Source organism: Peribacillus sp. B65, from assembly GCF_058513295.1.
In genome coordinates, this window is the sequence record NZ_CP195840.1 from 542367 (window position 1) to 562531 (window position 20165).

Annotated in this window: 20 protein-coding genes; 10 read left to right on the forward strand and 10 right to left on the reverse strand. The window is 41.1% G+C overall.

Annotation, left to right across the window (positions count from 1 at the left end; translation table 11 throughout):
* Positions 1-19 precede the first annotated feature (19 nt).
* The 6 genes from ACSR9O_RS02705 (at position 20) to ACSR9O_RS02730 (ending at position 1986) form a co-directional block, all read left to right on the forward strand.
* The gene (locus tag ACSR9O_RS02705; protein ID WP_063577089.1) at positions 20-241 is read left to right on the forward strand and encodes a spore germination protein; all 222 of its coding nucleotides are present in this window, start codon (positions 20-22) and stop codon (positions 239-241) included.
* 21 nt (positions 242-262) lie between these two features.
* The gene (locus tag ACSR9O_RS02710; RefSeq protein WP_101224149.1) at positions 263-469 is read left to right on the forward strand and encodes a spore germination protein GerPB; all 207 of its coding nucleotides are present in this window, start codon (positions 263-265) and stop codon (positions 467-469) included.
* Positions 470-552: 83 nt separating this feature from the next.
* The gene (gene gerPC / locus ACSR9O_RS02715) at positions 553-1164 is read left to right on the forward strand and encodes a spore germination protein GerPC (RefSeq protein WP_101224150.1); all 612 of its coding nucleotides are present in this window, start codon (positions 553-555) and stop codon (positions 1162-1164) included.
* Positions 1154-1333 (forward strand): spore germination protein GerPD, encoded by a 180-nt coding sequence (locus tag ACSR9O_RS02720; protein WP_034314611.1) that lies wholly within the window; start codon positions 1154-1156, stop codon positions 1331-1333. Before gerPC ends, ACSR9O_RS02720 begins: the two co-directional genes overlap by 11 nt.
* A 5-nt stretch (positions 1334-1338) precedes the next feature.
* On the forward strand, positions 1339-1746 hold the full coding sequence (locus ACSR9O_RS02725) for a spore germination protein GerPE (RefSeq protein ID WP_230177355.1): 408 nt from the start codon (positions 1339-1341) through the stop codon (positions 1744-1746).
* Between the two features lie 21 nt (positions 1747-1767).
* Positions 1768-1986, forward strand: coding sequence for a spore germination protein (locus tag ACSR9O_RS02730; RefSeq protein ID WP_095391926.1), 219 nt, complete (start codon positions 1768-1770; stop codon positions 1984-1986).
* A 45-nt stretch (positions 1987-2031) separates the two neighbouring features.
* On the opposite strand, the gene trpB is transcribed toward ACSR9O_RS02730, so the two are convergent.
* The 5 genes from trpB to ACSR9O_RS02755 form a co-directional block, all read right to left on the reverse strand.
* Positions 2032-3195, reverse strand: coding sequence for a tryptophan synthase subunit beta (gene trpB / locus ACSR9O_RS02735; RefSeq protein ID WP_491723866.1), 1164 nt, complete (start codon positions 3193-3195; stop codon positions 2032-2034).
* 129 nt (positions 3196-3324) lie between these two features.
* A complete protein-coding gene (addA, locus tag ACSR9O_RS02740) occupies positions 3325-7059 on the reverse strand; it encodes a helicase-exonuclease AddAB subunit AddA (protein WP_260356908.1) in 3735 nt (1244 codons plus the stop codon).
* Positions 7052-10549, reverse strand: a complete 3498-nt coding sequence (gene addB, locus ACSR9O_RS02745; RefSeq protein ID WP_260356906.1) for a helicase-exonuclease AddAB subunit AddB — start codon at positions 10547-10549, stop codon at positions 7052-7054. Before addB ends, addA begins: the two co-directional genes overlap by 8 nt.
* 190 nt (positions 10550-10739) lie before the next feature.
* Positions 10740-11303 carry a signal peptidase I gene (lepB, locus tag ACSR9O_RS02750; RefSeq protein ID WP_230177350.1) on the reverse strand — a complete coding sequence of 188 codons (564 nt, stop codon included), beginning with the start codon at positions 11301-11303 and terminating at the stop codon, positions 10740-10742.
* 33 nt (positions 11304-11336) lie between these two features.
* On the reverse strand, positions 11337-11951 hold the full coding sequence (locus ACSR9O_RS02755) for a TVP38/TMEM64 family protein (protein WP_048680052.1): 615 nt from the start codon (positions 11949-11951) through the stop codon (positions 11337-11339).
* A 289-nt stretch (positions 11952-12240) separates the two neighbouring features.
* Between ACSR9O_RS02755 and ACSR9O_RS02760 the strand changes: the two genes are divergently transcribed.
* The 3 genes from ACSR9O_RS02760 to ACSR9O_RS02770 all read left to right on the forward strand — a co-directional run bounded on the left by ACSR9O_RS02760 (position 12241) and on the right by ACSR9O_RS02770 (position 14963).
* Entirely contained in the window at positions 12241-12612 is a 372-nt protein-coding gene (locus ACSR9O_RS02760; protein ID WP_101224156.1) for a YhjD family protein, read from the forward strand.
* A 1292-nt stretch (positions 12613-13904) separates the two neighbouring features.
* Positions 13905-14744: a ComEC/Rec2 family competence protein gene (locus ACSR9O_RS02765; protein WP_101224158.1), complete on the forward strand. Its 840-nt coding sequence runs from the start codon at positions 13905-13907 to the stop codon at positions 14742-14744.
* Positions 14745-14963 (forward strand): DUF3006 domain-containing protein, encoded by a 219-nt coding sequence (locus ACSR9O_RS02770; protein WP_057275817.1) that lies wholly within the window; start codon positions 14745-14747, stop codon positions 14961-14963.
* 48 nt (positions 14964-15011) lie between these two features.
* On the opposite strand, the gene ACSR9O_RS02775 is transcribed toward ACSR9O_RS02770, so the two are convergent.
* Positions 15012-15575, reverse strand: coding sequence for a competence protein ComK (locus ACSR9O_RS02775; RefSeq protein ID WP_137017120.1), 564 nt, complete (start codon positions 15573-15575; stop codon positions 15012-15014).
* Positions 15576-15895: 320 nt separating this feature from the next.
* Between ACSR9O_RS02775 and ACSR9O_RS02780 the strand changes: the two genes are divergently transcribed.
* Positions 15896-16132, forward strand: a complete 237-nt coding sequence (locus ACSR9O_RS02780; RefSeq protein WP_137017118.1) for an IDEAL domain-containing protein — start codon at positions 15896-15898, stop codon at positions 16130-16132.
* Between the two features lie 72 nt (positions 16133-16204).
* Here ACSR9O_RS02780 and ACSR9O_RS02785 read toward each other — a convergent pair whose 3' ends face one another.
* The 4 genes from ACSR9O_RS02785 to ACSR9O_RS02800 all read right to left on the reverse strand — a co-directional run bounded on the left by ACSR9O_RS02785 (position 16205) and on the right by ACSR9O_RS02800 (position 20086).
* Positions 16205-17014, reverse strand: a complete 810-nt coding sequence (locus ACSR9O_RS02785) for a YitT family protein (RefSeq protein ID WP_101224162.1) — start codon at positions 17012-17014, stop codon at positions 16205-16207.
* A 142-nt stretch (positions 17015-17156) separates the two neighbouring features.
* Positions 17157-18422, reverse strand: a complete 1266-nt coding sequence (locus ACSR9O_RS02790) for a M48 family metallopeptidase (protein WP_491723867.1) — start codon at positions 18420-18422, stop codon at positions 17157-17159.
* 284 nt (positions 18423-18706) lie between these two features.
* Positions 18707-19396: a LuxR C-terminal-related transcriptional regulator gene (locus ACSR9O_RS02795; protein ID WP_491723868.1), complete on the reverse strand. Its 690-nt coding sequence runs from the start codon at positions 19394-19396 to the stop codon at positions 18707-18709.
* Positions 19397-19558: 162 nt separating this feature from the next.
* Positions 19559-20086, reverse strand: a complete 528-nt coding sequence (locus ACSR9O_RS02800; protein WP_101224165.1) for an HD domain-containing protein — start codon at positions 20084-20086, stop codon at positions 19559-19561.
* Between the last annotated feature and the right edge of the window lie 79 nt (positions 20087-20165).

Genomic DNA, 20165 nt, shown 5'->3' on the forward strand with positions numbered 1-20165 from the left:
TAAAAAAAGGGTGATTTTCTTGCCGGCCATCGTAGGAGTCGTTCAAGTCATCAACGTCGGTAGCAGTGGAATTGTCCATATTGGTGACGTCTTTAAAATTAGTCCCTATTCCACCTCAAAAACGTTTGCAGGTGCTGGCTCGTTTAATACGGGTGAATCCATATCCCTCTATAATGCCTATAGCACCACGAATACAAATGATACAGATGGTGTTGATCAGCCACTGGTCTTAAATCTCTAATGTTTTAAGAAAGGAGTCAGCATGATCTTCAATATTCACCAGACCATACAAATCAATATGATAAAAATTGAAAGCATCGCCAATTCATCCGTTTTTCAAATAGGAAGTGCCGGGGTGATCAAACCATATTCCACATTAGCCAATACCGGTGGATTCACTGAGCCTGCTCCCGAAATTGAAGCAGATGTAATCCCATCGACCAGTTTCGTCCCATTTACACCCTCCTAGTTCATAGGCATTCACCTACCTCCAACTTTTTCATATACTGTCTTATATGAAATTAACTTATTGTGAAGGTGGGGTGTTGAATCGTGAATCAGGATCTCTATTCATATTCCATACAAATGCAGCGTTTCCTTGAAGCCCAGGATAAACGGATCATGAAACTTGAACACGAACTCAAACGCCTGACAGATGAAATTGCCGAGCTAAAAAATAAACCGCCAATCCATGTGGATAAAATTGAATATAAATTCGATCAGCTAAAGGTCGAATCTTTAGATGGAACATTGAATATCGGTTTAAATCCAACTGACCTTAACAACATTGATGAATTTGCCGTCAACAACCAAGCCGTCCAACCAGCACCTAACCTATTTCCAGGCAGGGAAATCGTCGTCCAGGAAATTCAAAACGATATACTTTCAGACTTGGAAAATATGATCAACGATGCGGAAACCCAGCTGAAAATATCATTGGAACCCTCTTATCATGACTTCATTAAACAAGACGTCGAGCGCCAGCTTCATCAACGGATCAATATGTATTTTGATAATCTTTCTTACGCGGAACGTGCTCCGCAGCAAAGGGATAATATCAAGGAAAAGATCAGGGAAAAGGTGAAATCCGATATTCAAACTGCATTATTACAATTCATTACCCATTCACAAGCCGAGACAGGAGGAAATCCAAATGGAGTTTAATGTAACCAATCACCAGCTTTGTGTAGGAGATATTAAAATTACCGGTGTAGCAAGCTCTGCCTTATTTCTCATAGGGGATGTACAAACGGTCCAACTATCCTCAGCATTCGATACCCCGCCAGAATCCCTTATCATCGGGCCATTCGTACCTCTTTCTCCAGAAGGATAAATATCATGTTTTCAAGAATATCAAAAGTAAAATCTTTATTATCCGACACGGTATCATTCAGCTCCACCCTGCAAATCGGGGATACTTCATTTATAGATGGAAATGCCCTGGCTATAGCGGTTCAGAAGAAAAGTGAAACTTTCCATTCAGTCGATATTCATTTCGAAAACTATGACATTTTTAAGAAACCACTTTATATCCCGAGATTGAATGAACCCGTGATATCAAGTTTTTCAAATCCGAATCCCTTCATACGGGTCGGCAATATCAATATTATCGGGATATCTTCCTCATCTGTGGTTGGTGTGGGGAACGTAGGCCATGCACGTATGGAATCAAGAGTGAAACATATTCGGGAGGTTCCTAAAAAACCCGAAGAGACGCCAATCGAGGATTCAACCAACAACACTTAAACTTTTAAAGGAGGGGTTCATATGCCCGCCATTATCGGCCCAGTTCAAGTATTTAATGTCGCTCAAGGAAACCTGTTATTCGGTGATTGCGCCGTCATTTCCCCTAAGTCTTCCTCCAAATCCGTTAGCGGATCCGGCTCAGGGAACACGGCTGCAATCGTTTTTACGGCCAATGGCCTGAACGGTAGCAATGTCCTTGATGTCAATGGGGTCGACCAGCCCATTACAGGGAATAATTAGTTATAGAAAAAGCCTCCCATTTCCAGGGAGGCTTTTAAATTCGGCCTATTTTTCTAACATGTTGAATACTTGCTCGACATCTTTGTCTCCCCTGCCTGATAAATTAACGATCAGTATATCATCTCTTGTTAACTCTTTTGCGAGCTTCATGGCGTGAGCTAGAGCATGTGAGCTTTCGAGAGCAGGAATGATTCCCTCTGTTTTGGATAATACCTGAAAAGCCTCAAGGGCTTCTTCCCCTTTTACCGTCACATACTCCGCTCGTCCGCTTTCTTTCAAAAAACTATGCTCGGGCCCCACGCTCGGGTAATCCAAACCGGCAGCTATGGAGAATGTCGGTTTTGGTTCTCCTTGTTCGTCCACTAACGTCAAACTTTTGAATCCGTGCAATACTGCCGGGACACCTTGCGAAATACTTGGGGCTTCAATTGGCTCTACACCAATTAAACGGACATTGTCTTCATCAATATAATGAGCAAAAGCACCGATCGCATTACTTCCCCCTCCTGCACAAGCAATGATGGCAGTTGGCAGTTTTCCTTCCTTTTCAAGGATTTGGCGTTTTGATTCTTCACTTATGATTGATTGGAAATGTTTAACGATCGTTGGATATGGGTGTGGTCCCACTGCTGAACCAAGCAAGTAAAAAGTATTTTCATAGTTTTGCACCAAATCATTCAATGCCTCATCAACGGCATCCTTCAATCGACCCTGTCCCTTTTCGACCGCTACGACTTTTGCCCCCAACAATTCCATCCGAAAGACATTCAATGCCTGCCTCTCCGTATCCAGCTTACCCATATAAATCACACATTCCATGCCAAACATCGCACATGCAGTCGCAGTCGCCACACCATGCTGCCCAGCGCCAGTTTCTGCGATGACTCGTTTAGAACCCATCCGTTTAGCGAGCAGGATTTGGCCGATCGCATTATTAATTTTGTGAGCACCTGTATGGTTCAGATCTTCACGCTTCAAGTATATTTTTGCCCCGCCAACCTTTTTCGTTAAATTCTTTGCAAGTGTTAACGGGTTTTCGCGTCCTACATATTCTTTCAGATAATATTTAAACTCCTCAATGAATTCGGGGTCATCCTTATATTTCAGGAATTCCGTTTCTAAAATATCCATTACTTCCTGAAGTTCACCCGGTACAAAGCTTCCGCCGAACTCACCAAAGTATCCCTTGCTCTTAATCTCACTCGTCATACTCTTCTCTACTCCTTTAAAAAGGTATTTTTCTCCACTAGTATATAGTAAGCATTTATACCTTTTCAAACTATTCTGTTTATTTATCCAAAAAGAAGCGTCCCACATCAATGGGACACTCCTTCTCTCTTATACTTCCAATAAATGCGAGCCGTCAAAGAAAAACAAGTAACGGCCGGTTACCTTCTTATTCATTATCCCTTCAACAGCCCGCGTATAAAGCTGAAGCTGCATCCGGTATCGATCGGCAAGAATCTCTTTAGCCCCTTCATACCCGCTGGCAAAACGGCCGGTGATTGTATCCGTTTTATAATCGAGAAGCACAAGACCTTGTTCATCCTCAAAGATACAATCAATTACACCTTGGATTAGGATCTCTTCATCTCCAGCTGCCCAATCGCTGTAAGCTTCCTTTGCAGGCAGCGACATCGTAAATGGCACTTCACGGCGAAGGTTCACGGCCTCTAGCATTCTTTGCCCGATTTCACTGTCAAAGAAATCGACGATCGTCTCAGGGTCCACAGCTTCTTTCTGTTCCTCCGTCAACAGCTCACGTTGAATCAAGTCAACCATCAGTTCCTGAATCGACTGAATGGTAACCTCTTTTGATAAATCAATATGCTGCATGACTAAATGTGTAATCGTACCCCTTTCAGCAGGAGTCAGTGACTTTTCTTGCATGAAAGTCGGCCGCTTCGTGATAGGCCGCTTAAATTTACGCAACAGCTCTGTGGAGCTTTGCTCGTCCTTGAGTTCATATTGACGTTTTAATTCAGAAACGGATTGCTTGGAACGATACACCGTTGCCTCATGCTCGGGGTACTCCCACTCGAGCTGTTCCTTGATATCATCATAAAACTCAGAAACGATATCAACCTTCTCCGATTTCTGGACATGTTCAAGCATTTGCTCTTGAACCAGTGCCTCTTCCTCATCCAGAACAGCAAGCTCTTCACTTGGAATGACCGAAATGGACCAATTCGATGGGTGCGACTCCATTTCCAAGCCAAGACCTGCAGCCCCAAGAGAATCCCGATGCCGGACAAGGGATGGACCAATCCAATCAAGATAACTTTTTGCACCTGCCCGTACATAGTCCTTCAATAGCCAATCTCCATGTGCCGCATTACTTTCCCAGTTTTGCTGCATCTTTTCTGCATCATTGATACTGGCAATCAAATAAAGCTTTTCCTTAGCCCTCGTTAGAGCCACGTAGAGGACACGCATCTCCTCGGCAATTAATTCAAGCTGCTTTTTTTTCTTAAAGGCCAATTGAGGGAGGGATGGATAAGTTATCCGTAATTCGGAATTCACATACTTTGCCGCAAAGCCATAATCCTTATCCAGTAAATAGGGCTTGCGTAAATCCATCATATTGAATTGCTTGGAAAGACCGGCAATGAACACGATCGGGAACTCAAGCCCCTTTGACGAGTGAATCGTCATCAGCCGGACTACATCTTCCTGTTCCCCTAAAGCACGAGCTGCCCCTAAATCATCTCCACGTTCTTGCATCCTTTCTATGAAACGCAAGAAACGGAACAGACCGCGGAAAGAACTTGCTTCATATTGCCTTGCCCTGTCATACAGCGCTCTTAAATTGGCCTGACGCTGTTTTCCGCCCGGCATCCCACCTGCAAAATCATAAAACTGCGTTTCGCGGTATAGCAGCCAGATCAAGTCTGATAATGCCTCCTGCCTGGCAAGCTTTCTCCACGTCACTAGTTTTTTATAAAAAGCAGTGGCCTTTTCATAAAGCCCCGGATGTTCTTCCGGGTCACTCTTTCTGTAAAAATCAGCTAGCGCTTCATAGTAGCTCCCTGTATGGAATAAACGCACCTGTGACATCTCTTCTTCATCCAATCCGACGATGGGTGAACGGAGAACGGATGCCAATGGGATATCCTGTTGCGGATTATCAATCACCTTCAATAGGGAAATCATGATGGCCACTTCGGTCGCTTCAAAATACCCTGTCGACAAATTGGCATAGACTGGAATTCCTTGTTTTTTTAATTCCTCCATGATTTGCGGTGCCCATGGCATCGAACGAAGAAGAATGACCATGTCCCGATAAGTGGCAGATCGGTACTTTTTGGTTTTCGTATCATATATCCGATGCTTTTCGCTTATAGCCTTTTTAATGAGCTTTGCCATTTGCCTTGCTTCGAGCTGCGCTTTTTCAAGCTCCTCGGCCTCAAACCCGCCTTCCGATCCTTCCATTTCAGAATGAGCTTCCGGGTCGGCTGTTCCGTCAATTAAATGGAGTTCGATCGGGTTTGGATCGTCTTCGGGATATGGGGCGCCTTTTTTCAATTGGGCATCTTCATCATAATCAATCTCACCGACAGTAATGCCCATCAACTGTTGAAACAAGAAATTGGTCCCATCGAGAACTTCCTTTCGGCTCCGGAAATTGCGGTTTAAATCAATTTTCAGTCCGGAATCAACACCATCATGGGTAAAACGTGTGTATTTTCCAAGGAAGAGATTCGGTTCCGCAAGCCTGAACCGGTAAATGGACTGCTTGACATCGCCTACCATGAAAAGATTCCCATCATATTCGCCGTCGGCCGTCACAAGTTTTAAAATGGATTCCTGAACCAGGTTAGTATCCTGATATTCATCCACTAGTACCTCTTTGAACTGGTTCCTGTATTCAATGGCTGCCGCTGAGGGCTTTCGTTCACCCTCCACCGTTTCCCCTGTCAAAATTTGTAGACAATAATGTTCCAAATCGGCGAAATCCACCAAGTTCTTTTCTGCTTTTGCAGCAAAGAACCTTTCATCAAACCGTTTAACAAGCATTACAAGTGTATCGACATAACCCTTGAGCTCCCTTATATCCCGTAGGTAGCTTTCCGGTTTCCGGGAAAATAACTCTTCCTGTAACGATTTGATGATCTTCTTGGCCTTATCCCGGTACTTGGTAGCCTCATCAGCAACTTCCTTGATAAAATCTGCACCGGTAAGGCGTTTTGCCGTCCCGAATTTCACGTTTTGGATTTCCTCATAAAGTGCATTCCAGGATTGGTCCTTCACTTCCGAAAGTTTAGCAACCACGGCAAGATCGGCTAAATAGTTTTCAGCCCTTGGTGCCGGTCCCCCAGGGATTTTTGTCAACGCAAGCGAGCGTTCCAATAAATCTCTGGAGGTGTCCAATTGTAAACCAATATCGAACTTCAATGAATCGATAAACGAAAGATCATCAATCCCATCATCATCTGCCAGCTCATACATACTGGCGGCACCATCAAGCCAGCGGTCCGGGTCTGGATTCGATTGCGAAAAATCATGCAGCGATCGAACGATATTCTGAAGTGCATCATCGTTTCGATCGCTAGTGAAAGCATCAACCAAATTAAAGAACTCTTCATTATCACTTTGCCCATACTGCTCCTCGAAAAGCTCTTCCATCACTTCATCACGAAGCAGCTGGATCTCCGTAGAATCTGCAATCCGGAAGCCCGGGTCGATATCCGTCAGATAATAATACTTCCTGATCACCTCTAAACAAAAAGAATGAAGTGTGGAAATCGAAGCACGATTAATCAAGCTCAACTGCTTACGCAAATGCTGTGAATGCGGATTATCATTGATCGCTTTTTCTAATGCCTCACTTATCCGATGACGCATTTCGGCAGCCGAGGCATTTGTGAATGTAACGACGAGCAGTTCATCAACATCGATTGGTTCTTCTTCTGAAATGACTTTTTGAATGATCCGGTTGACCAGCACCGCTGTTTTCCCTGAGCCTGCTGCGGCCGCTACCAGAATGTCCTGATCTTTAGCCCATATCGCCTTCCATTGATCTTCCGTCCAAGTCACGTCTCCTGGCAGAGCAGGAATTTTCGTTTTACTCATCGCTCTCCCCCTCCCCCCTTAATAGCTCAAGAACGTCATTTTGTTTTTTCTGTGTCAAATTCCTGAATTGGTTCTCCTCCAGTGACTGGTCGAATTGGCATACAGATTTAAAGGAACAGAAGGTACACGGCGTTTTTTCCTTTAATTTGTATGGTGTTATATCCACATCACCATCGACAATTCGATCACCAGCCTCCTGATAAATACGGCGCACATGATGATTCAGGAGCGAAAACTCTTCCCTGCTGGCAACTTTGGAAGCCGCAAGGAGCGATCCGTCCTTTTTAAATCCAGCTGGAATGATATCCGACTTACCAGGATTTTCAATATCAAGTGAAGTATCCATCATTTGAATGACATTTGAATGATCCAGTACAAGTCCATTCATTTTAAAACTTTTATAGATTTCTTCTTCAATTTTATCCAAGCTGAGCATTCCCTTTGATTTGACAACGGGATTATGCACATGAAAATATAAAACCCCGGCAGGGATCGCTTCTTTTCCAATAAGCGACTTGGAATGGGTGACGACGATATCAAGGTATGTCAACATCTGCAGCGCGAGTCCATAATATACTTCACTCATGTTCAGTTCCTTTTCACTCGACTTATAATCGAGCACACGCAAATAGACACCCTCATCTTCTTCCGCTTTATCCACGCGGTCGATTCGCCCGACCAATTCCATCTTCGTACCGTTTTTCAATGTGAAAGATAGTGGTGGCAGCTCGCCATTTTTTCCGAATCCGAGTTCTAATCCGATTGGAGCAAAACCGCTCACCTTTGCATGTTCACTTAATACGATCGAGGCCCGTCCAATCACGTGTTCCAGTTTCCTACGTAAATAGTGATGGCGGTTCGTACTTAACAAGATTTGATTTTGAAGTTTAGGAGCAAGTCTCTCCACGGCAATTCTGGCCAGCTCCAAGCATTGTTCCGAAGTCAATGTAGACCAAGGTATATCATGTTCCTTCAAGTAATCGGAAATCATTTTCAACGCTCCATGGAACATCTCTCCTATATCCGGTGCATCCAAACGGAAAATCTGCCGTTCCCTCAATTTCAAGCCATGAGCGGCATAATGGGAAAACGGGCAGCTATTGAACATTTCCATCCTGGATACACTCGTAAGAATGCTCTCACCGTATAATTGCTTACTTGTTTCCTCAGATAATTTCTTTGTCCTATTTTGATAAAAAAGGCTCGATAAAACCTTAGTTGCTGAAGGACCGGCCCTTTCATCATCAATAATGGCATTATACACATCCCACCATAGTGAATGGATTGGATAGTTTCTTTTTTTCAGCTGCAATTGGGCAGCCAGGTACGATAGTGCCACATCATGATTCGCAGCATATTTCACCTGTTCCTCAGCAGGCAGATCGGATGGATCGTTCATATAATACACTTCGGAAACGTTAGGCAATACGTCCCTTACCCGTTTTAAATAGGATGAGGGTAAAAGTGCCTTTCCTTCCTCATCGGCAAGCGGATATGATAAATAAAGTGCCTCAGCAGGCGTAGTGAATGCTTTGTACGCTGTGAACTCCTCATCCAGCAGGCGCACTTTTGAACTTGGGGCAACATCAAGTCCGCCAGCCAGCAGCACATCACGATCACTATCTGAAAAAATTCCGTCAGATACAGCTTTTCCTGGCAAAACCCCTTCGTTCAGGCCGATAACAAAAGCTGTCTTCACATCATCCAGGCGGGATAAATCTAGATTAGCGACCAATACTTGGTCAATTGCCGGCGGTACCAAAGAAAATTCAAGAGATTCCAGACCAGCTTCAATAATTACTGCAAACTGTTTCATGGAGAGCTCTTCCCCGCTCAGCAGTTCAACGAATTGGTCCAATAGGTCGACAACCGCATTCCAAGTTTGCTCATGCTCTCTTGCCGATACCAAATCACCTGCTTCTTCTGCCTCTAGTTTTAGCTTTTCCAATTTTTCCGGCACATGCAATTCTTCAAGATATAGATAAAGGGCTTCACACAATTCCCTGCCATTAGCAGCCTTTTTAACACGTTTTGAGAGCTTCAAGATGGGCTCGGTAAATAATTGCTTCATCTCATTCAACTCTTGCTCAAGCTTCATTTCCTTATCCGTTTGGTTCCGGTCCTCGAGTTCCAGGCCGCGGAAGCGCCTGTAGGTCCAACGTTCTTTGGACGTCCACCTGCTTCCTTTAATGCCGCGGGCCAGCACATAGTTCTCCAGCTTATCTACCTGTTCGCGCATCCTATCATGATTTTTTTGCAGCGGAAATAGAAGCTCCGTCTTGATTGCACGAAATACCGGCTCATAACGCCAATAGCCATTGATGATCTCCAAAGTGGAACGAATCAGTTCAATCAGAGGATGATTCAGCATCGTCCGTTTGGAATCGACGAACAAGGGTATTTGATAATCCCGAAAAACGGTTTGTAAAATATCTGCGTATGCTTCCCCATTACGGACTAAAATCGCAATATCACGGAAACGGTGCTGTTTCTGTCTGACCAGCGACAAGATGTCCCGGGCAACTCCTTCAATCTCAGCTCTGCGGTTAACTGCCTGGGCGATCGTTACATCAGGTGACTGCTCAAACGTTTGTGCAGGACGAATGGCAAAATGAGTTTCCAGGTGATTCAGCCCTGGACTCTTTCCAAACCTTTCCGTCCCTTTTAAGATTCGATCTTCTGAAATCGGTATGCCATTCCTCAATCCAGCCTGATAAAGGTGATGATAAAGATTACCCGTTTGCCTGAACAGCTGCAAATCATCCGGGGCATATTGCCTGTAGGGCTGATCTAACGTCAGTGAGATCGTTACACTCCTGCACAGCTTCATCATTTCTTCCACAATCAATAATTCCTGTGGAGTCAAGCTATAAAAACCATCGATGTATATATCCGCATTCCTTATATATGAAGACTCTGGCATTTTCTCGATCAGCAAAGTGAAATAGTCTTCGGAATCTAAATATTTGTTGACCATTTCATCCTCAAAAGCCTGATAGACCAATTCAAGATCATGCAGTTTATCCTGAATGCCGCTGCCGGCCTGTGAGGTTTCTTGCAAATAGTTTTGAATGTCATCAGGTTGGATGCAATACTGCTTGAACTCGGCCAGCATTAGCTCCATCTGTGCAATGAACCCCTGCTTATCAGCAGATCGACGAAACATCTTTAACTCTTCCTTTTTATCTTCCATGATCTTCCGTATCAACATATTGACGCCGACACTGTCCAAATGCAGCCGGCTCATCCCCCCGGTTTCCTGAAGGACGCGCCATGCAAGCCTGCTAAAACTGAAAACCTGTGTCCGGATCATTCCGGCAAGGCCTGGTGTTTTAATTAATTTATATTCAGATAGAAACGTCATCTGATCAGGAACGAGGTAGATAATTGGATTTCCTTCGGGATCTTCTGCCAATTTGGAGCGGATTTCGTCCAATATATTCGAAGTTTTCCCTGCACCCGATCTTCCCAGTAAAAAACGGAGTGACATCTCTTTTTCCCCCTTACAACATAATATCTAGACCCATCATACCAGAAATACTTTCGTCTTTATGACTAGGTTTCTGTTTCCAATTAGATTTACTTTCTATTATTTTACCGTTTCCCTTTAAAAAACACCAATCGTACGTTCGCGTTTTCCCCCAAAAGAAAAAGCCCACATAATTTTGGGGCTTCCACAATCATTCACCTGTAAATTTAAAATTGAAATCATTGACCGGCCAATATCGAACATCCACTTTACCGACAACATTTTCAACCGGTATATAACCAAAATGACGGCTGTCAGCACTTTCAAGACGGTTATCACCCATGACAAAAAGCTTACCCTCCGGAACTTTGGTCATGTCCGTCAATTCTTTTAATGTAAAATCACCTGTAAAATCCTGTTCCGGGAAACCTTCCTTGAATTTCTCAAGATAAGGCTCATCCACTTTTTCACCATTTACGTAAAGCCAATCATCTTTATAACGAATTCGGTCACCTGCAATCCCTATGACTCGCTTAACATAATCTTCTTGTGAATTAGCATGAAAAACAATAATGTCAAAACGGTTGATATCATGAATCCGGTAATTGATTTTATTCACGACAAGTTTATTTCCATCTTCAAGGGTCGGCTGCATCGACTTCCCTTCAACATCATAGCTTGAAAAGAGAAATGTACGGATTAAGATGTAAATAACAAAAGCTATCATCGCTGGTTTTATCCAATCGGATAAAGAATTCTTGTTTGTTTTTTCCATCTAGTTCAACCCCTACTGCATTTATATATTAATTTATTGTCCTTCTTCTCTCTTCATGCTTTTATTTAGCCTAACTTCCAGTCTTTTTCCCACATACCATAGGATAAAGATGACGATTCCGATAATGATCGTTCGCACAGGCTTATGAATTAATGATACTAAATCGTAACCTACGAAGCTGATCGTAAAAATCATCACCGCTTTCCCACCCACTACTGCAAGTCCATATTGCAGGGTACTGACTTTTGAAAGTCCTGCCACGATATTAACGATAGCCGAGGGTGTAAAAGGGAAGCAGAGTAATATGAACAAAGGACCGAATCCATGGCTCTCAACCCAAACCATCAACCTCTGCACCTGTTTATGCTTTTGCAAAAATCGGAAAAACCTCATTTGACCATATCTTCTAATAATCCAAAAGATCAAAAAAGACCCCGCTACCGCACCAATCCAAGAAAATAAAAATCCCCACCAGAGACCAAAAGCCGTTGCATTAGCAAGCACGAACACCACTAAGGGCAAAAAAGGCAAAAATGCTTCCAGCATCGGCAGCAAGATCCCAGGAATTGGACCGAATGAGCGATATTGCTGAATAAGTGCCGATATATGATCAAGTGTAAACCACTCACGTATAGTATCCAAATCCATAATTATCTCCCTCGACATGCTGCCATCATTGCAGCATAAACTTATTAAAAACTGTTTATTTTAGATATATCACTTTCCCCTGAAATTGCAAGAATTATTATCCATATATCTTCATACTTTCCCTATCTCCGGAAAACATAATCTTGTTAACGAATATTTCTTGATTTATCAAAACTGCTTGCATATACACTGAAAATACATTAGGATAAAAAACAGAACAGATGTTCTTATTTTGCAGAATTTACATACTATTATTAAAAACGCGCTATTTTAGAAAGGGGCGGTCATGATGACCCGCATTCCAGAAGATGACCGAAATATGATTGAAAAAGCCATCTACCTCCCTATGGTTATTACAGTCTTAAACCGGGATCTCAAGGTCATCGAAATTAGTCCGTTTAAATTAAAAAGGCCCTATTCGGAGCTAGTCGAACATATTTTAAAAGTGGTTCAAGACGAACTTGCCGAGGTGCGGCGCTATTTGCGCAAGGAGAATATTAAGGTTAGTGAAATCAAACGCGATGAATCCTTCACGATGTATTGTTTTTTATATAAAGGATACGAGGAACATCATAATTATTTCAATCCCCGCCTTCGCAACAAAACTGAAGACTTGTTATGTTATTACTTTTTCGAAAAAAACCACCGTTCAAGGAATTAGCGGGTGCAGGCATCCATGTATGTGGATGTTTGGAGCCTTAGATCATCCAGTATCTTATATGAGAAGGTTAAGCTTAATCAGTCAATATATGAATTAACGTAACGGAATGTTTCGGTTAAGAATAAGCTATAATGTTTTTTATTTGGAACTTTATCAGCAAATGATATTCCATCGAGTAAATTTGATTTTCTGATTTTAACTACACTCTGTAAATGCTTCTTGATTAATTGCTAACGTATTTAATTATATCCAATCATAGCAACATTTTACTAATATATGGTGAACAATCTATTAGATCTAATTGGAATAGCAGAAAGTATTTTGTCTAAACACAGTATATTGCACCAATTTTCATTTTGAAAACTTTTGTTAAAGAGATTTATCCAGAAGAAACACATAACAAAGAAGACGGAAAGTACAGACCTCCCGAATAGTTAGCGGAAAGATAATAAGGGTTACATAGAGACAGAAATTATACAATGGGGTCAAAAAAAGAGAAAAATTTCATAACATATAAATCTTTATACCCTTATATTGATTTACGGCATGTCGCTTTAAAATGATATACGAATGCTATGAAGTGCAGTCCAAATAAAGTCGGGGGAAATTATGAAAAAGAGTAGCCTTATAATAAATTCTATACTTGGATATATTGCAATAGGGGTATTCGTTATTGGTTATATTAGAAGTATACCGGTATATAACTATACAATTCTAGGTTTTGAAGCAGATTACATTATTCTTACATTAGGAACGTCTTTCATTTTTGGATATATATATTACCTTGAGAAGCAATTAAAGGTCCCCCAAAAGGCACTTTTTATTGGGAGAGCATGTTTTTTTATCACTTTAATAGGTAGTTTCATTTTAGAAGTGATTTGAAATTCAGCATTCTCTCACCTCTATTTCTGAACCATTTGAGAGAAGAAGTCTCTGAAACATAAAAAAAGAAATTCAAGATTTAATGGATGAGCTATTTGAAGATTAATTCTGATGCCCTTCTCATATGAGAAGGGCTTTTGGTTGTGACTTTTGCTAAAGCAAACATTGATATGATTGATCGTATGAAAGAATCATTCCATTATCCGCCTGTAGAATATCATCTCCTCCACCATATTAAAAACTCAGATACATTCCCCTTCTTCACCAGCGACAATCCATCATAAATACCCAGGATCATTTTACCTAACCACGATTCTGATGCCTGCTTCCTTTTTTTATCACAAAGAAAATTATGTCCAAATCCCCATTTTTCGAATTACACATGGTAAATTATTATTTGGAGGGGAAAAATGAAGAAAATAAATATTCTACTGGTTGCTGTTCTTGTTTTGTCTTTATTCACTGGACTTAAAACAACTGAGGCAGCCTCAAATGTGAAGGTACATTTCATCAATGTTGGACAAGGAGATGCCATCCTTATTCAAACCGGTAACGAAAACGTTTTAATTGATGGCGGCGGTAAAGGAAAGGGCGACGAAGTTGTAGCCTACCTAAAAAAGCAAAAGGTGAAAACACTTAATGCATTAGTATCCACTCACCCAGATGCGGATCATGTGGGCGGTCTGGCTTATGTGATTAAATCGCTTAATGTAAAATCTGTGTATGCCCCTAAAGTTTCTCATACTACCCAGGCATATAAAGACTTTTTAACGGCTGTTAAGCAGAAGAAGCTTACAATAAAAAAAGCGCAGACTGGCGTGGAAATCAACACTAAAGCTAAGGATAATTCCCTTAAATTCATTGCACCTGTTAAAGAATATGCCAAGTCTGACTTAAATAATTGGAGTGCAGTCCTTTTACTTAAACACGACAAAAAAACATTCTTGTTTACAGGTGATGCTGAAGAAAAATCAGAGACAGATATGCTGGCTAAAAAACTGGTACCAAGTGTGGATGTACTTAAAGTCGGCCATCATGGTGCAAAAACATCAACTAGTTCAGCATTCATTAACAAAACAAAACCGAAATACGCTGTAATCAGTGTAGGAAAAAATGGCTATGGGCATCCTACTTCCACTGTTATAAAACGGTTGAATTCAGTGAAGGCCAAAACTTATCGCACAGATAAATCAGGTAACATTATTTTTACTTCTACAGGTCAGAAAATTACTGTAAAGACGGTGAAATAAATGGTACAAGGTATTATTGACCGCTTCGAAGGAAAGATCGCTGTCGTTGAAATCGATGGTGGTGACATGAAGGATTTTCCTAAAAGCGCTCTCCCCAAGGGAGCAAAAGTAGGAGATATGCTGATTATCGATGGAGATACCATCACCATTTCCAAAGAGGGCACTGAGAAGTTAAGAAAAGAAATTGACGATCTAATGGATGAATTATTTGAAGATTAATTCCTGGGCCCTTCTTTAATAAGAAGGGCTTGCTTTAATTTTGAATGTCTAACGCGGTATATACTTTGACATTACCTCTGAAGCCTTGACCCCGTTTGCTTCGGTGAACAGATAGAATGATTTCCTCTTTGTTTCCTCAATCCTCTGGATCAATTTCGTTTTTAAAAACGAAGTCCGGTGCAGCTGGTTTTCAAAAGAACTGCATGATACTGCTATATCGATGGTTTGTCTATTCCTGAATGTGATGGTAGTATGTTTGGAATCCAGGCGATCATAGGATACCACATGCTCATGTGATAACCAGATGCATTGAGGACGCAACGGAGATGTAGTGGGAAAGAAGAAAATCGAACTGGTCGGATCGATCGCAATAGGTGCTTTATGTGTGATGTTTATAAGCTGTTTTGTGCCTTGCTTGCGTCCTTCATAACTTGATCCGAAAAACTCACAGCTTTTCTTTATTATTTCCAAAGGTTTAAACGGGGATATGAACTCGTCCTCCATTTCAACTATACGGGCATATATTTTACTGCCGTAATTGATTGGCGAAACCATCAATGTATGTGGCGTGATTTCATATTCCTCGATGATTCCCTGATTGTTTTCCTTCATTTTTAATCCACCTCTTCCTCATTGCTAAACATCGCTTTTACTTTACCAAAGCTTATGCCCTTAATTGCTTGTACCCTTCCATTCCCCATTGCCGAAGAAAAGTGAATGGAGATAGTAAATGTATGTTAAATTACTCACTATAATAGCACAACCCTTGAACATAAAAAGTAAGTTCACAAAGAATTAAAAATTCTTTTATATAGTGGCTTTTTCTTCATATAAACGACACATTCTCTATTAATATTTAAATTTTTTAAATTTTCAGTTGATTTTATCCACTCAAATCCATATAATAATAAAAAGGGTCAGGGGTGGTAACTTTGAAAAATGAAAAATCTTATTCAGAGTCAGTGAAGTCCTTATCAATGAGCGAAATGAAAAACGATGCCGTGGTTCAGGAAATGTTAATTGATATGATTATTCAGGAAGCCGTCCTTACTACCAAAAAGAATATCCTTGCAAAACAGATCGATGAAGCCTTGGATAAGAAAAACAAACCTTTATTCTTAAAACTAAGTTCTGAAATGAACGTTTTACTAAAACAGTTTGGAAATTAAAATGCATGATTTAAAAAAAGCCTAATGATCAAAAAAGCCTCCCATAATGTTGGGAGGCTTTTCTAATTATCATCACTCTTTATGAAACATCCCCATGACCTCGGATGTTTCGGTAATATTGACAAAAGCATTCGGATCAACTTCTTTTATCATCGTTTTTACATCGGTTAACTGATAACGTGTAATGACTGTCATCATTACTTTACTCTTTTCTCCTGAATATGCACCTTCACCATCCATGACTGTAATACCACGATATAGGTTGGTCAGGAGCTTCGTTTTCATTTCGTCACTCTTTTTGGTCACGATCATCAATGTTAATTTAATGTGATTGGAATGGATCGTATCGATCACCTTTCCTGCTGCATAAATTGAAATCAGCGTATATAATGCGGCATCCCAACCGAAGATGAAGCCTGAGATAACCACCACAACTGCATTCATCACCGAAAGCAATGTACCAAGCGGAAAGTCGCTCTTCTTAGCCAATAGCATGGCAATGATGTCAAAGCCGCCCGAAGACCCCGAAGCGCGAAAGACGATGCCTATACCGATTCCCGATATGATTCCGCCAAATAAAGAAGACAAAATCGGTTCAGTGGAAATTCCGTGAACTGGAATGAGATATAAACTGACGGAAATCACGACAACTGATAATATCGTATAGGTGATAAAGCGTCTCCCTAATTTCAGGTATCCAAGAATCAGCAATGGCAGGTTCATCAGAAAATTCAATATCCCTGTGTTGACCGGGGTGATGATTCCGAACATAATCGCAAGCCCACTAAGTCCGCTGCTTAAAATTAAATGTGGTATCAAAAATAAGTTGTAGGCTACTGCCACAAGCACTGAGCCTATAGTGATGAAAAGTACATTATACATATCCGATCTCCTTAAAACGAACTGGGAATTTAATTTATTATAGTAGAGAACCTAAGATTTTTAAAAATAATAGTTTTTTCTGAAAACAACTACAAACTTCCACTTTCCGAAGAAAAAAAGCCAGCTGGTATTCAGCTGGCTTTCAATCACCCTTTGTATCTGCGTTTTCAACAGTTGAAATCCGTTCGAGCATGGTTGGATGGGAATACCTCAGCCATTTAACCAGGAATGGCGGGTTGACCTGACTCAAACCCGACCTCGTGAGTTCCTGGAAAGTCGTGATTGCTGATTCTTTATCCCCGGTCATTTCAATGGCGTAACGGTCAGCCCTTGTTTCTTGATATCTGGAAACATAATTGGACAGCGGACTCGAAGCAAAGAGCAGCACAGACGTTATTAAGAGAAATAATGGAAGAGATGATATGCTGTCAACCGAACGGACCTTTAACAGGTGGCCCCAGCGTCTAATGATAAAATTCATTATTTTCGATGTCAGCCACAAACCGATTAAAGTCAGTCCTAAATAACCTGCAATCCCTATATAAATGTGCTTTTCCACATAATGAGCCATTTCATGTGCCATGATAAAAAGGATTTCATCTTCCTTCAGTTTGTTCAGAGTCGTATCCCAAAGAACTATTCTTGAGTTGGAACCTATGCCGGTCACGTATGCATTCAAGGCATTTGTCTTTTCCGCCATATTTACTTCATACACATGTTCAGCCGGAATTTCAGCCTGTGACGCAAGTGCCAATATTTCCGTTTCCAGCTCTTTATTTTTTAGCGGGTAGAATTCATTGTACAGCGGATCAATCACTACAGGCTGAACAAACATCAGGAACAAGGTAAATGGAATGGACAACATCCAGGCATAGAGCCACCACTTCTTCACACTTTTCTTCATTAACCAATATAAAACGGAAACGATAATGAACATCATCCCAAAATTCACCCAGAATTCGATGACTCCATCCTTCATCCACGAGGTAAAACTTTGTGTACTTATATGGTAACTTTTGCTCATCCGATATCCAATGAAACTGATTGGAAACAGTGCCAGGTAAGAAATAACGGAAAGCCAGAATAAGTAAATGCCCGTTCTGATCGCTTTCCTTCTCGAGACCGCCTTTGACGACATTTCAAATGCTTTTGATAAACCAAATAGTAAAATGAAGAAATACAGCAGCCATTCATATGGCGTGGATACGAAAAAAATGAAATTCCGCAGCCCTGAATATTCTTCGCTAAGCTTTAGTTCCCTTGCATTCAGGAATGTTGCAGGATCTGCTGCAGTTCCACGCAAAGCTTCGGGAATGGAGGTATCAGCTCCATAAAAAATATACCAATACATCGCTGCTGCATAAAGGATATATAATAGAATCGCTCTGCCAGCCCATTTTCTGACCATGATGCCCCTCCTTAAACCGAATCTCCCTCTTAATAGTTTAATCCAAAATGGACAGGTTAGAACCGCATTTACCTTCTATATATTTATTCTTTTCAATCTCCATCATTTTCTTGATTCTTTATTATCCACCAGGCGGAATGATGCATATGCAGAGGCATTTTTAAAAAGCTGAGGGCTGGGTGGGTTAAACGATTTTGTCTCTCTGCCGCTACCTAATTGTTTTGGAATGTGACTCCGATAAAGGATCCGTGAAAACGATTAACGGGGGGACGGACATGAGTAAGTCATCCCTTCATCCCGCTATTTTGAAAGCTATACAAAAGCGCAATAAGCTCCGGTCGATTATTAACATTCAGTTTTCTGTAAATCCGGCTTATATAGTTTTTTACCGTGCCGATGGATAGAAAAAGTTTTTTTGAAATTTGCTGATTCGTTTCCCCTTGGGTTATCAGGATAAGCAGTTCATACTCGCGTTTGGAAAAGGCCCCCAATTTTTCGATTGCCTTATCCAAAGTTACTGGTGATCTTTCAACATTCTGCTGCAGCTTCTTCATTAATATTGATTTTATTGAGGCAGGATAGACTATTTGACCATTGGCACATTGACGGATTGCCGACAGCACTTGTTTCATTCCGCCACCCTGTAACACATAACCTGCTGCACCATGGCATATCGCTTCGATAAGATAATGATCTTCTGAATAGGCAGTAAAAATGACGAAAGGAGTAAATGGGTGTTTTTCCTTTAGGATTGGCATGACTTCCTGTCCATACTTCCCTGATGACCGGGCATCAATAAGAATGGCATCTGGCATGACTGATGGTCTATGATCAGAATCAAGAAGGTCCATTTCATTTCCGGTTATCCCTATGACCTTAATGTCTTCTTCATTTTCGATGATTCCCTCAAGTCCTCCCTGACCACCATATATCATTAGCTTAATCGACTTCATAACTTCACCTGTTCTTTTCATTATTTGTTATTAATCCGATCGTTTTTATAATTTCCCGCAGCGAAATAGTTCTAATGGTCTATATTTTACATCATTAATTCACCTGATAACAAATTTAAACTGTAAAATACTTTAATTAAATATGCTCCTCCTGACATAAAAAGGCTATCAACCCGTTTGCCTTCAGGATGATAGCCTTTTTCTTTGTTCCTCATCTATGAGCGTATCAAGTTTCATGATGCTCTCCTTTGCCCGTGGAAAATCAATTTTGCGATAATGGTGTTTTCCACCTTCTTCTTCATCTTTTTCGTCGGCCCATTTGACGACTTGCTGAAGCGGTGTACGAATAATATCATTTGAAGGTAAGAACGAATCGGTGTGAAATAAGATGGCGAGGGAAATGGTCTTTGCCTTAATCGGGTTTTCTCCCAAGCGGATTAACAGTTTATGTGCTCGTTCTGCACCTTTTATGGGGTGAATATCATTTTGTTTATACAGATCATAATCCCATTTACCATTGCGATACCAGGTGAAATGACCCATATCATGCAAAAGTCCAGCTTTAGCAGCAATATCAGGGTCGACATTATATTCGTTTGCTAAGTGAAAAGCATGGTATGCTACCGCAATCGCATGTGACAGCCCTGAACGGTTCAAGTATTTTTGAGCAATGGGATGTGTAAAAATATCCAAAAGCTTTACATCTCTCATCTAACCCCTCCTTACAATTATGTGGAAATTTTTAATGACTATCATAACTCTTTTCTAAACAAGAATCAAGGTTTTAAGT

Bases quoted from the DNA above. Each gene is read 5' to 3' on its own strand.
- ACSR9O_RS02710 (WP_101224149.1), top strand. From the start codon at position 263: ATGATCTTCAATATTCACCAGACCATACAAATCAATATGATAAAAATT.
- ACSR9O_RS02720 (WP_034314611.1), top strand. From the start codon at position 1,154: ATGGAGTTTAATGTAACCAATCACCAGCTTTGTGTAGGAGATATTAAA.
- ACSR9O_RS02725 (WP_230177355.1), top strand. From the start codon at position 1,339: ATGTTTTCAAGAATATCAAAAGTAAAATCTTTATTATCCGACACGGTA.
- ACSR9O_RS02730 (WP_095391926.1), top strand. From the start codon at position 1,768: ATGCCCGCCATTATCGGCCCAGTTCAAGTATTTAATGTCGCTCAAGGA.
- trpB (WP_491723866.1), bottom strand. From the start codon at position 3,195: ATGACGAGTGAGATTAAGAGCAAGGGATACTTTGGTGAGTTCGGCGGA.
- addA (WP_260356908.1), bottom strand. From the start codon at position 7,059: ATGAGTAAAACGAAAATTCCTGCTCTGCCAGGAGACGTGACTTGGACG.
- addB (WP_260356906.1), bottom strand. From the start codon at position 10,549: ATGTCACTCCGTTTTTTACTGGGAAGATCGGGTGCAGGGAAAACTTCG.
- lepB (WP_230177350.1), bottom strand. From the start codon at position 11,303: ATGGAAAAAACAAACAAGAATTCTTTATCCGATTGGATAAAACCAGCG.
- ACSR9O_RS02755 (WP_048680052.1), bottom strand. From the start codon at position 11,951: ATGGATTTGGATACTATACGTGAGTGGTTTACACTTGATCATATATCG.
- ACSR9O_RS02760 (WP_101224156.1), top strand. From the start codon at position 12,241: ATGACCCGCATTCCAGAAGATGACCGAAATATGATTGAAAAAGCCATC.
- ACSR9O_RS02765 (WP_101224158.1), top strand. From the start codon at position 13,905: ATGAAGAAAATAAATATTCTACTGGTTGCTGTTCTTGTTTTGTCTTTA.
- ACSR9O_RS02770 (WP_057275817.1), top strand. From the start codon at position 14,745: ATGGTACAAGGTATTATTGACCGCTTCGAAGGAAAGATCGCTGTCGTT.
- ACSR9O_RS02775 (WP_137017120.1), bottom strand. From the start codon at position 15,575: ATGAAGGAAAACAATCAGGGAATCATCGAGGAATATGAAATCACGCCA.
- ACSR9O_RS02785 (WP_101224162.1), bottom strand. From the start codon at position 17,014: ATGTATAATGTACTTTTCATCACTATAGGCTCAGTGCTTGTGGCAGTA.
- ACSR9O_RS02790 (WP_491723867.1), bottom strand. From the start codon at position 18,422: ATGGTCAGAAAATGGGCTGGCAGAGCGATTCTATTATATATCCTTTAT.
- ACSR9O_RS02795 (WP_491723868.1), bottom strand. From the start codon at position 19,396: ATGAAAAGAACAGGTGAAGTTATGAAGTCGATTAAGCTAATGATATAT.
- ACSR9O_RS02800 (WP_101224165.1), bottom strand. From the start codon at position 20,086: ATGAGAGATGTAAAGCTTTTGGATATTTTTACACATCCCATTGCTCAA.